This window comes from Faecalimonas nexilis, from assembly GCF_059731825.1.
This window is the reverse complement of record NZ_AP029189.1, coordinates 2,045,607-2,057,541: the sequence shown is the minus strand read 5'-3', so window position 1 is coordinate 2,057,541 and position 11,935 is coordinate 2,045,607. Positions and strand designations below refer to the sequence as shown.

17 protein-coding genes are annotated in these 11,935 nt (G+C 38.0%); all 17 read left to right on the top strand.

The features are described from left to right. The 17 genes from AC6I5B_RS10465 to AC6I5B_RS10385 all read left to right on the top strand — a co-directional run bounded on the left by AC6I5B_RS10465 (position 1) and on the right by AC6I5B_RS10385 (position 11,928). Positions 1–1,110: a hypothetical protein gene (locus tag AC6I5B_RS10465; RefSeq protein ID WP_412854510.1), complete on the top strand. Its 1,110-nt coding sequence runs from the start codon at positions 1–3 to the stop codon at positions 1,108–1,110. Positions 1,111–1,248: 138 nt separating this feature from the next. Beyond that, a complete protein-coding gene (locus AC6I5B_RS10460; protein ID WP_497773323.1) occupies positions 1,249–1,470 on the top strand; it encodes a hypothetical protein in 222 nt (73 codons plus the stop codon). Beyond that, a complete protein-coding gene (locus tag AC6I5B_RS10455; RefSeq protein ID WP_497773322.1) occupies positions 1,421–1,834 on the top strand; it encodes a hypothetical protein in 414 nt (137 codons plus the stop codon). Before AC6I5B_RS10460 ends, AC6I5B_RS10455 begins: the two co-directional genes overlap by 50 nt. A gap of 275 nt (positions 1,835–2,109) precedes the next feature. Continuing rightward, a complete protein-coding gene (locus AC6I5B_RS10450) occupies positions 2,110–3,051 on the top strand; it encodes a DUF4747 family protein (protein WP_497773321.1) in 942 nt (313 codons plus the stop codon). A 5-nt stretch (positions 3,052–3,056) separates the two neighbouring features. Next, positions 3,057–3,764, top strand: coding sequence for a hypothetical protein (locus AC6I5B_RS10445; RefSeq protein WP_497773320.1), 708 nt, complete (start codon positions 3,057–3,059; stop codon positions 3,762–3,764). Between the two features lie 121 nt (positions 3,765–3,885). Continuing rightward, entirely contained in the window at positions 3,886–4,008 is a 123-nt protein-coding gene (locus AC6I5B_RS10440; RefSeq protein WP_497773319.1) for a hypothetical protein, read from the top strand. A gap of 152 nt (positions 4,009–4,160) precedes the next feature. Further along, positions 4,161–4,379, top strand: coding sequence for a chemotaxis protein (locus AC6I5B_RS10435; protein WP_497773318.1), 219 nt, complete (start codon positions 4,161–4,163; stop codon positions 4,377–4,379). A gap of 41 nt (positions 4,380–4,420) precedes the next feature. After that, positions 4,421–4,861, top strand: coding sequence for a terminase small subunit (locus tag AC6I5B_RS10430; RefSeq protein ID WP_497773317.1), 441 nt, complete (start codon positions 4,421–4,423; stop codon positions 4,859–4,861). Further along, complete coding sequence (locus AC6I5B_RS10425; protein ID WP_497773316.1) at positions 4,858–5,196, top strand: hypothetical protein; 339 nt, start codon at positions 4,858–4,860, stop codon at positions 5,194–5,196. The genes AC6I5B_RS10430 and AC6I5B_RS10425 overlap by 4 nt, the downstream gene beginning before the upstream one ends. After that, positions 5,193–6,440 (top strand): PBSX family phage terminase large subunit, encoded by a 1,248-nt coding sequence (locus AC6I5B_RS10420; RefSeq protein WP_497773315.1) that lies wholly within the window; start codon positions 5,193–5,195, stop codon positions 6,438–6,440. Before AC6I5B_RS10425 ends, AC6I5B_RS10420 begins: the two co-directional genes overlap by 4 nt. Before the next feature lie 3 nt (positions 6,441–6,443). After that, complete coding sequence (locus AC6I5B_RS10415; RefSeq protein ID WP_497773314.1) at positions 6,444–7,976, top strand: phage portal protein; 1,533 nt, start codon at positions 6,444–6,446, stop codon at positions 7,974–7,976. Continuing rightward, complete coding sequence (locus AC6I5B_RS10410; RefSeq protein ID WP_497773313.1) at positions 7,966–9,513, top strand: minor capsid protein; 1,548 nt, start codon at positions 7,966–7,968, stop codon at positions 9,511–9,513. Before AC6I5B_RS10415 ends, AC6I5B_RS10410 begins: the two co-directional genes overlap by 11 nt. Beyond that, positions 9,506–9,691 (top strand): hypothetical protein, encoded by a 186-nt coding sequence (locus AC6I5B_RS10405; protein WP_497773312.1) that lies wholly within the window; start codon positions 9,506–9,508, stop codon positions 9,689–9,691. The genes AC6I5B_RS10410 and AC6I5B_RS10405 overlap by 8 nt, the downstream gene beginning before the upstream one ends. Positions 9,692–9,753: 62 nt before the next feature. Then, a complete protein-coding gene (locus AC6I5B_RS10400) occupies positions 9,754–10,056 on the top strand; it encodes a ribosomal-processing cysteine protease Prp (protein WP_497773311.1) in 303 nt (100 codons plus the stop codon). 71 nt (positions 10,057–10,127) lie between these two features. Next, positions 10,128–10,742, top strand: coding sequence for a DUF4355 domain-containing protein (locus tag AC6I5B_RS10395; protein WP_497773310.1), 615 nt, complete (start codon positions 10,128–10,130; stop codon positions 10,740–10,742). 12 nt (positions 10,743–10,754) lie between these two features. Then, complete coding sequence (locus AC6I5B_RS10390; RefSeq protein WP_497773309.1) at positions 10,755–11,675, top strand: hypothetical protein; 921 nt, start codon at positions 10,755–10,757, stop codon at positions 11,673–11,675. A gap of 13 nt (positions 11,676–11,688) precedes the next feature. Then, positions 11,689–11,928, top strand: coding sequence for a hypothetical protein (locus tag AC6I5B_RS10385; RefSeq protein WP_497773308.1), 240 nt, complete (start codon positions 11,689–11,691; stop codon positions 11,926–11,928). The last annotated feature ends 7 nt before the right edge of the window (positions 11,929–11,935 follow it).

The following is an 11,935-nucleotide window of genomic DNA, read 5'->3' as shown; positions in this document are numbered from 1 at the left end:
ATGGATAAAGAACAATTTAAAAGAGAAGAGTGGAAGGAAGAAAAGAGAAAGAAAAAGGCAAGGTTTACAGCCATGCAGAATCTGCCTTACGAAGTTAAAGTAAAACGAGCAGAATTAAGAGCGATAGAGTTTGTAAATGAACTTGACAATCGAGGTCTGAATGCTCATGTAAGCGTTGGCGGATTAGATAGTATTGTGCTGTTATGTTTCCTTAGGAAAATTGGAATAGATATACCTGCGGTATCTGTTTCGTCTTTGGAAGATAAAAGTATCCAAAATGTGCATAAGGAATTAGGAGTAATTTCAATTGCACCCGGAAAGTCGAAAGTTGAGATTCTAAACGAAGTAGGATTTCCGGTAATATCGAAAAAGATAGCCGGAAGAATAGATACATTGCAGCATCCGACAGATCGGAACAAAACAGTACGACACGCGATTATTACAGGAGAGTGCGGAGCACAGGGGCATTATGCGAAGAATAGTAGGATGAAGTTGCCGAATAAATGGTTAGAGTTATTTGGAGGATATGAGAATGAAAATGAAGGAGTAAATTACCAAATAGCACCATTTAAGGTATCTAACAAGTGCTGCAAATACATGAAAGAAGACCCTTGCAATAAATGGGCGAAAGAACATAATAGCCGTCCGTTTTTAGGATTAATGGCATCGGAGGGAGGACAAAGGGAAGAAGCACTAGTGGAGCATGGTTGCAACTATTTTGGAAAAACGGTTATTCGAAGTGCTCCGTTCGCACCATTTCTTCGACAGGATCTGTTGCAGTTAGCACTTGATCTAAATGTACCAGTGCCGGAAATATATGGAACGATAGAACGAAAAGAAGATGGAACACTTTATACTACAAAGGCACAAAGAACAGGATGTAGCATGTGTGGATTCGGAATCCATATGGAAAAACGACCACATAGATTTGACCAATTAAGAGAACGCAATCCGAAAGAATGGGAATTTTGGATGTATCGTTGTTGCACGGATCCGGAAACGGGAGAGAAGTTTGGATGGGGGCGCGTCTTAGATTACATAGGAGTTGAGTGGGGAGACCTTCCGACAGATATGATTCCAGGACAAATGAACATAGAAGACTTTTTGTAGTAGAGGACAGCGGAGCACGGTCTTAAGTGCCGTTGCCCCGACCTCAAACTTATTTTCTCCTCTACTATATATACACATAAGTCGAGGGAAACTAACGCTATTTTTAAAAAAATATAAAATTTGAAGGGAAGTGATAATTTGAGCTATGGAAGAACACGGAAACAAGCAAAGCTGGACGAAGAAAATACCTTTGATGATATTATAAAGCGAGGACCGAGTGAAACTGCAAAGTGGCACATGCAGCACGAAGCATATCAGAGTATCGAGGTAATGGATTACATCAGGAAAATACATAAGGGAGGTGGTGCCGGTGGACAAGTTAAAACTAAAAAAGTATATACCGAACAAAGCAAGACTTAAAAGAATTGATGCGAGGATATCAGAACTCTGTGAGACTGAGCCGGCAGGAGAAGTGATGGGAAAGGTTCGTGGGTCAAGTAAAGATTTTCCCTATACGGAAGTTAGGACATCTGTGATGATACCTGATCCGGATGAGCAGGAGCGAATAAACAAGCAGATCAGGAAAAAAGAAGCGGAACGCCTGCAGGTAGTAACAGAGATTCAAGAGGTGGAGGAATTCCTTGCAGGGATAAAAGATATTGAGATTAAGGAGATTTTTGAATTGCTGTACGTGGATGGGAAGAAGCAGAGAGATGTTGCAGACATCATTGGATATAGCAGAGGAAGAATTTCGCAAATAACAAGTGAATACTTGAAAGATTAACACAATTAACATTTTAGATATGTTATAATTATTCTAGAAAAGTTATAATTAATTTTGACTTTTCTCCCCAAAACACACTTATATATCGAAAAGGGCGCCTTGCAAATTGTGAGGTGTCTTTTTTGTGGATTTTGTCAATAGACAAAATAGAACAAATGTTCTATAATGAATTTACTTCATATGTGAAATAAATGTCAAACCATGTTGAATGATATCGAAAAATCTTGTATTATGTTTATAGGGTTTTGTTTATGTAAGTGTGTGGAGGAAATAGTATGGGAATTACGGTGTATTTTGGTAAAGTGAATTTGAAATCTGAGCATATTTATGATGTGTATTCTGGTAAGATTAATATACGAGATTTGCTAATAAATACGTTGATCAGTTTTTATGATGGATTAGAATTGCAAGAGGAATATTCCTATATCGGAAATGATGGAGAAGTTTATAGTGATGTTATAGATTATCACGTGAGTTTAAAAGAAAAAACAGATACATATTTGTATGGAACACTTTATAAAAAATCAAAATTGTATTATAAGGAGCTTAATTCTGCAACTAATGAGCTGGAGACTAAAGCGGTTTCCAATACGGATGGAATCACATTTTATTTTGATGTTTTTAATGAAATTGTTGGATATAATACCACAAAGAGATTTGGTCACAAAAAATTTTTAGATATTTTTGCAAAATTAATTAATAAGTGCGTGACAGAAAAGGGATATGATTATGAGTTTTCAGTGAATAGATATGTAAATGGTTTGAACATTTCCGAAATAGAAGATGAGTTACGCAAGATTAAAAGTATTCAAAAATTAACATTCTCTTTTCAACCGGCTAATCCTAATGAGAGTATTTTAAAATCTATTGAAAAAAATGGAAAGGGACAGTTGCAAGAGTTCGAAGATGCAAATTTGTCGACAAAAAGTGTTATTTTAACTTCATCAAATAAATTGGGATTAAATATAAATGCTCAAATTATACAAGAACAAATCGCGTCTGTAGATAATTTGCAGAAAAGTATTTCATCAAGAATTGCAACTCAAAATGGATATGTAAAGGTAGAGGCTGTTGGAAGAGATGGAGTTGTACATAGTACAGCAGACAAAGCACCAGTCAAGAAAAGTATTAATCGAATAGTAGAATTTAAATCTGCATGTGAAGAAATAATAAAAAGAAGGATAGCCACAAGTATTTCAGAAAATGAAAAGGAATGATGGGTGTGAAAAAGAGAAATAGAATTTATGATTTGATTGATATAAGAGAGTGGGAAGTTAAAGTATCAATCCTTATTACAATAATTTTTATTATGTACTTCTGTTGGTTAAAGTTGTATACGGATTTTGAAACTTTTGAAAATACCTTACCAGATTTAATGCTTTGTATTTTGGGAGCCATGTTTGGAATGTTGGGATTTTCATTAAGCGGGGTTGCCATTATTGTTAGTTTATTTAGTAATAACGAGATTAAAAAAATAGATGAAATTAATGGAACTGGAACAATAGAATATATTTTATCAAGTTATATTTTTCTTGCTATAAATATTGCAGTGCAATGTACAGGGATAATATTAATATATATGACTTTTTCTAGTAATAGGTTTTTAGTAAATGAGGTGGCTTTTTGGGTTATAACTACTATTGAAATTTACCATGTAGTTTTTATAATATTTTATACGGTAGCATTGATAAAAAATTGCATAGATTTATATAAAATCAAAAAGATTTATGCGGAAATTATTAATAAGGATAAAACCATTTATAATGTTGTAAATGAAATAAAAATAGATTTTATATTTACGACATTAATGAATATCTATGGATTCAGTTTAGAAGATATAAAGGGAAATTTATTATCTTTTGTTCAGAATTCGGAGTTGAAAAATAAAGACGAAATTATGGAATATATAAAAAAACAATATGAAAATTAAGTTAAGGCGTCCATTAGGGCGTCTTTTCTAATGCGGAAATTTAAGAATTGCTTTCTTACAAAATGTATTGACATATGGTAAACCATATAGTATAATATAATTGTAAGGAGGTGAAAGACAGATGAGTAAAAAACGAAAGAAAAAGAAACACTCCATTGATTGGATTGAAGTGCTGGTTCAAACAATCGCAGGAGTGGTTTCGGGAGTGATAGCCGGAATTATCACATGGCTAATCACAAAATAACACGGAAGGGCGAAAGCCCTTCTATCAAGAAAAATATAACATAAATACTCATCTGTGTAAAGCTATGAGGATAGAGATAATTATAGCGGTAGTAGTTGCTGTGGTTGCAAGTATCATAGCAGGAAGAATGTATCGAAAATGGAGGGATAAAGATGCCAAAAGGTAGTCCGAAGCCTCAGACGATTGCGTCAGAGAAGTACCAAAAGAAAGCCGGTTGGATGACAAAAGGCTTTAAATTAAAAAGAGAGTTGGTAGAAGAATTTGAAGCAGCATGTGAGAATGCCGGAGTAAGTCAGGCAGGGCAGATAACAGCTATGATGAAACAATTCATCGAAGAAGTGAATAAGGAACGGGGAGAGACGTCTGAATAGGGCGTCTTTTCTTTATTGAATTTTGAAAGGAGTGTTGCGGAATGGGAATGACCGCAAAACAAAAGAGATTTTGTGATGAATACCTGATTGACCTGAACGCAACACAGGCGGCAATAAGATCAGGGTATTCGAAGAAAACGGCGAGTGTTATCGGAATGGAGAACCTAACGAAACCTTATTTGAAAGAATATATTGCAGAACGCATGGCAGAAAAGGAATCTGAACTGATAGCAACGCAAGACGAGGTACTTAAGTATTTAACGAGTGTACTCCGAGGAACGTCTACATCTGAAATCGTAGTCGTGGAAGGAATCGGAGAAGGAATGTCACGGGCAAGCCGTATGGAGAAAGCACCTGACGAAAGGGAACGTCTGAAAGCTGCGGAACTCCTTGGAAAACGCTATGGACTCTACACGGAGAAAGTCGAGCAGGCGGTTGATATGGAGTTAAGCATCAATATTGATTATGGAGAAGAGCAATGAAAAAAGTAAATGTTTTAGGAACTGAATACAAGATTGTCCAGAAGAAAGCGGAAGAAGATGAAATTTTAAAAGCAGCAGATGGTTATATCGACAGGACAACGAAAGAAATAGTACTTCTTGAACTTACAGAGAATAACTGTGAAATTAAGAATATTGATTGGTACAAAAAGAAAGTATTAAGGCATGAAATCATCCATGCATTTTTCTATGAATCAGGACTTGCGGAATCAAGTAACAATGTTGATTCGTGGGCGTTAAATGAAGAAATGGTGGATTTCTTTGCATATCAATTCCCAAAGATGTTAAAAGCATTTGAAGAAGTTGATTGCTTATGAACATAACCGTACAAATGAATCCCGGCTTCAAAGAAGTTGATGCATGTAAAAAGCGCTATATCATCATGAAAGGCTCTGCCGGGTCGGGTAAGAGCGTAGACACGGCGCAGCATTACATATTAAGACTTATGAAGGACAAAGGGAGAAACCTTCTATGCGTCAGAAAATCAGATATCACGAACAGAGACAGCACTTTTGCAGAATTGCAAGGTGCTCTTTTTCGTATGTTTGGAGATAAATACAACCTGTATTGGGACATTAAGCAATCGCCTTTAATGCTTGAATGCAAGCACAATGGGAATCAGATTATATTCCGAGGAGTGAATGACGAGAAGCAGCGTGAGAAGTTGAAATCTATTACATTCAAGAAAGGAAAGCTGACTGATGTATGGATAGAAGAAGCAACAGAGATTACACAATCCGATTTTGAAATCATAGATGATCGTTTAAGGGGACAATTGCCGGATGGACAATTTTATCAAATTCGGTGCACTTTCAATCCAGTCAATAAAAATCACTGGATTAAGAAAGTGTTTTTTGATATTCCCGACCAAAATGTTATGACGCATCACAGCACGTATTTAGAGAATAGATTTATTGATGATGCATATCGGCAGCGTATGGAAAGAAGAAAGATTGTAGACCCAGAAGGCTATCAGATTTATGGCCTGGGTGAATGGGGTGAAATTGGTGGACTTATCTTGTCGAACTACATCATAGAAAAGTTTGACACATCCCCGGAGCGTTTTGATTACATGGTAAACTCTCAGGATTTTGGCTTCAACCATGCGAACTGTATCGGAGAGGTAGGATTTAAAGACGGTGAATTGTATTTGTGCCGTGAAATCTATGAATTTGAAAAAGACACGTCTGAACTGATTAAGATTGCCGACAAAAAGGGAATAAGAAAAGATATAAAGATGTGGTGCGACAGCGCAGAGCCTGACCGAATAAAGATGTGGAAAAAGGCGGGGTACAGGGCGATACCAGTAAAGAAACACCCAAACAGCGTAAAAGCACAGATTGATTATCTGAAGCAGCACACGATCCACATTCACCCGTCTTGCGTGAACACAATAAAAGAGATTCAGCAATGGAAATGGCAGAAGAACGAAAAGACAGGGGAGTATTTAGATGAACCTGTGAATTTCTTTGATGATGCTATGGCTATGCTGCGTTATTCTATTGAGGATGAGCGAAGAGGAAAGCCGAAAATGAACAGAAGTTTATTAGGAGGAATATAATAGATGTTTAAACTACCGAAAGGAACAGAAATGACAAAAGTGTTGCTTGCGCAATTTTTGGACAAGCACCAAAGAGAAATAAATGATAGATATGAAAAGTTGTATGATGCATATACAAGCAATCACGAAATATTGCATGAGCCAGTAAAGCCAGCTTACAAGCCCGACAACCGTATCGTTGTGAATTTCCCGAAGTACATCGTGGACACAATGAACGGTTTTTTTATTGGAAATCCGATTAAAATAACATGTGATGATGAAAAAGTGTCGGAATTTGTAGAGTACATTGAGCAATACAATGATCAGGACGACAACAACGCAGAACTATCAAAGATATGCAGTATCTACGGAAAAGGGTATGAAATGTATTATACAGATGAAGAATCGGAATTATGCATCACATACCTTTCGCCGCTTGAAGCATTTATGATTTATGACGAATCTATCATTGAGCGCCCTATGTTCTTTGTGCGTAGATATACAGATAATGACAACACAGAGTGGGGAAGTATTTCAGACGGATATGGCGTGCGAAACTTTAAAATCACAGGCGGTATCAATTGGTTAGAAGATGACTGGAAACCACACTATTTTGACAGTGTCCCAGCTACAGAGTACATAGAGAACACAGAGCGACAAGGAATTTTTGAGCCTGTGATGTCGATGGTAAACGCTTTTAATAAAGCGATATCGGAAAAATCCAATGATGTAGATTATTTTGCAGACTGTTACTTAAAGGTTCTTGGCGCAGAAGTAGAAAATGATGACGTGCGTTTTATTCGCGATAGTCGGATTGTGAACTTTTACGGTGATGATGTCGAAAAAATTGTCGCGGAGTTTATGGACAAGCCTTCAAATGATACTTCACAAGAAAACCTGCTAAACAGGTTGGAACGGCTCATCTTTCAAATTAGCATGGTAGCGAATATTTCAGACGAAAACTTCGGTGCAAGTTCCGGCATTGCTTTGAAATACAAACTGCAGGCTATGAGTAATCTTGAAAAAACCAAGGAAAGAAAGTTTACAAGCGGAATGAATCGCAGATATAAGCTGCTTTTTGGACATCCTGCTTCTAAAGTTCCGTCGGATGCATGGGTGAAACTGAAATACACATTCACACCTAACTACCCGGCAAACTTACTTGAAGAAACGCAGATTGCCGCACAGATGGAAGGAATCACAAGTCACGAAACACAGTTGAAGGTAATTTCTGTTGTTGACAATGTGAAAGAAGAGATGGACAGAATCGAGGGAGAGAACGCACCGCAGGAAGAAACTGTTGTTGATCGTGTGATGTTTGGTAATACCGGATATTTGGAAAATGATCCTGATAGCAAGAATGGTGTAGGGGGTGTAACGGAAGTGCAAGGAAAGATGCTGAACGGCGCACAGACGCAAAGCCTTCTTGCTATAATGTCGCAGTTTGTTGGTGGCAAGATTACGGAAGGGCAGGCGGTAAAACTTATAAAGACCGCTATTGGAATCAGCAAGGAAGAAGCAAAGGCAATATTGAAAGGTGAAATGAATGAGCAGTAGAGATTACTGGAATAAACGTGAAGCGGAAGCCTTGAAGCACTACATAACAGATGAAAAGGAATATGACAAACGCATAAATGAAATTTATGACAATATGTTAGACGCTATTCAGAAAGAGATAGACGGCTTTTTTGGACGTTATGCAAAGGCGGAGAGTATTTCTATAGCTGAAGCAAAGAAACGTGCTTCGGCGCTTGACGTAAAGGGATATGAGCGTAAAGCAAAGCAGTATGTAAAGAACAGAGAGTTTTCAAAAACAGCAAATGAAGAGATGCGTCTTTACAATCTAACTATGAAAGTGAATAGGTTGGAACTCTTAAAGGCGAACATCGGCATCGAACTGATAAAGGGGTATGACGAGTTAGAGAAGTTTATGCAAGAAATCTTGCAAGGCAGAACAATAGAAGAACTGGAACGGCAAGCCGGGATTCTCGGTGCGACAATAGGAAACAATAGCAAATTGGCAGAATCAATTGTAAATGCTTCTTTCCACAACGCCAAATTTTCGGATCGAATATGGATGTATCAAGACCTTTTGAAAGCAGACCTTGCCAAATTGCTACAAAGCGGACTGATACAAGGCAAGAACCCACGTGTACTTGCGAAAGAAATACGAAAAAAATTCGGGGCAAGCAAACACAATGCAGAACGCCTTATGCGAACAGAACTTGCAAGAGTACAGACAGCAGCACAAAAGAAGTCGTTTGAAGAAAATGATTTTGAATTGTATGAGTTTGTTGCAAATGCGAACTGTTGTCCTATATGTGCAAAGCTGGACGGTAAACATTTTAAAGTAAAAGACATGATGCCCGGAGAAAATGTTGCACCGATGCATCCACATTGCCGATGCAGTACAGCAGCATATATGGACGATAAAGAGTATAGTGAGTGGTTGGATGGGGATTCTAAACATAGAATGAGTTTTGAAGAATGGAAGAAGTTGAAAAAACATAAGAAAAGAAGTATACTAGAAATAGATGACAAGGAAGATTTATATACAAATCTTAATAGTATGTCAGATGATTTGTCAGAGAAATCCTTACAAGTAAACCGTTATTTAGACACACTTAATCTACCAAAAAGTAAATGGAGTGGCATCACAAAGATTGTAACCAGTGATGAGTTGCCACATTCCCTTGGAAGGACAAAATCAAATGGAGACATACTTCTTAGAAAAGATGCAAGCACTAAAACGATAGTACATGAGCATTTGCATACTCGTTCGGTTTTACATAACAAAGGTGCGTATCGAAGGAATAAATGGTTTGAAGAAAATGCTTGTGAAATGCTTGCTGAGGAATTGTGCAATAAAAATGGCATAAGATACAAACGGACATATAAAAATGTGACAGAGCCACTTAGGGATATAGCAAGTGTTACGAGTCAGTATATATCAGATTATGATTTTGCATTAGATTATTTTAACGCTGGAATCGAGAACAGAGAGCAGTGGTTGATAGAATTGGCAAATAGAGAAACTGATAACTCCATAAGAAGGCGCATTTTGGATTTGATAGGAGAGATTAAAAATGCTTAGAAACCTAAATGAGTTGAAAGAAATTATATTTGGCGAAGATATGACGGATAAGGAATGGTTAGAGTTAAGCAAAGAAGTGGATGATGCTTGGAAAAATGCAACAGACAATGAAAAACAGGAATTTGAGGACAGTGGAGCCGGAGATATGCTGGGACAGATATTAGAATTTATGGATTGACCATCAGTCAAAAATGATTGGTGGTTTTCTTATGCAAATTTTTAGGAAAGGAGTGATGCAAATTGATTGAGGTACATATCATGCAGGACAGTTTGATGGTAAAAGGTCATGCTGGATATGCGCCAAGCGGGCAAGATATCGTCTGCGCTGCCATATCCACGCTTGTACAAGTTTTTATTGCTTCGGTGGAACAATTAACCACGGATAATTTAAAATGCGATATATCGGCAGGAAATGCCGTTATACGATATAGGAATTTAACAGAGAGTGCGCATATTCTGTTAGATTCCTTTTTTATCGGGATTCGAGCCGTAGCGGACGAGTACCCGGACTATGTAAAGATTGAGCAGGCTTGTAACTCATAAAAAGGTAAGGATGACAAAGAAGCAAAACTTTTAAAAATATGGAGCAAAACAAAAAAACAAGGAGAAACAATATGAAGAAGAAATTGTTTTTACAGCTTTTTGCGGAAACAGGAAGCGAGACGAAAGGAACTGACCCAAACGGTATGGGAACAGAAGGAAAAGAAACGGAAGAAATCAACTCAAAAGGTGAAGGCGATGAAAAGAAGTACACGGACGCAGACATTGATGAAATCATCAGCAGAAAGTTTGCGAAGTGGCAGAAAGAGCAGCAGAAAAAGACGGATGAAGCAGCAAAGCTTGCAGAAATGAATGCAACAGAGAAAGCGAAGTACGAAAAAGATAAACTTGAAAAAGAATTGAACGAGTACAAGCGCAAAGATTCTATTGCAAAAATGACGAAAACGGCAAGAGGTATGCTTACAGAAAGCAATATTTCTGTGTCTGATGATTTGCTCGCAATGCTTGTTAGTACAGACGCAGAACAGACTAAAGCAGCAGTAGAAGCATTCGCAGACAGTTTTTCGAAAGCTGTCGAAAACGCAGTGAAAGAGCGTTTGAAAGGTGAACCGCCACGCAAGGGGACCGGCGAAACAGCCAAAATGACGAAAGAAGAGATTATGAAGATTCGTGATCCTGAACTCCGTCAGCAGAAAATGCTTGAAAACAGAGAATTATTTAATTTTTAAGGAGAGAACAACATGAACAGAAACAGAAAATTAAACTTACAGTTATTCGCAGTTGATGCGAACATGCAGAAATCAGCAGATTTTGCAAAAGTGAGAGACGTAGATTTTACGGAAAGATTTGTGTCCGGCATCCAAACTTTACTTAAAATGCTCGGCACAACTCGTAAAATTGAGAAAAAAGCCGGAGAAAATTTGAAGGTTTACAAAGTAACAGGAACGCTTGCAAGCGGAACTGTAGCAGAAGGAGAAGTAATCCCACTCTCTAAATACAAAACCACATACACTTCCATCGGCGAAGCGGTGTTGAAAAAATGGAGAAAGCAGACAACAGCGGAATCTATCTCTGAAAAGGGATATGGACAGGCTGTGAATGATACAAACAGCAAAATGCTGAAAGATATCCAGCAGGGAATCCGCAAAGATTTTGTTGCAATGTTGGGAAAAGGAACAGGGAAAGCGACAGGAGAAGGCTTGCAAGCTGCAATGGCGCAAGTTTGGGGACAAATGCAGGTGTTATATGAAGATACAGCAGTTGAAACAGTGTATTTTATGAATCCGCTTGACGTTGCTGACTACCTTGGAAAAGCGCAGATTACGACACAGACAGCGTTCGGAATGTCTTACATCGAGAATTTCCTCGGAATGGGAACTGCAATCCTCGCATCTGATATTCCGAAAGGCAAGATTTATGCAACAGCAGCAGAGAACATTGTGCTCTATTACATCCCTGTTACATCGCAGGACATGGGTCTTGCTTTTAACCTTACAGCTGACACAACAGGACTGATTGGTATCCACACAGAAGCGGTGTACAACAACCTAACAGCAGAGACGGTTGCAGCTTCCGGCGTTGGATTATTTGCAGAAAATCTTGGTGGAATTATAATCGGAACAATTACTGCACCTGCAGCAGCCGCAAACACAGGAGCGTAGGAGGTAATTAAGTATGCACAAAGTGATTAAATACTTTACAGATTTACAAGACAAAAACCATCCGTACAACGTGGGAGATACATTCCCACGTGAAGGAATAGAGGTAACAGAAGAACGTCTTGCAGAACTTGCCGGAAGTGGCAACAAGCAAGGTGTACCACTTATTGAGAAGGTGGAAGAAGAAAAAGTTCCTGTAAAAAAAGCCGCAAGAAAAGCACCTGCAAAAAAGAAAGAAGAATCTGCCGGAAAGTAGGTATTGT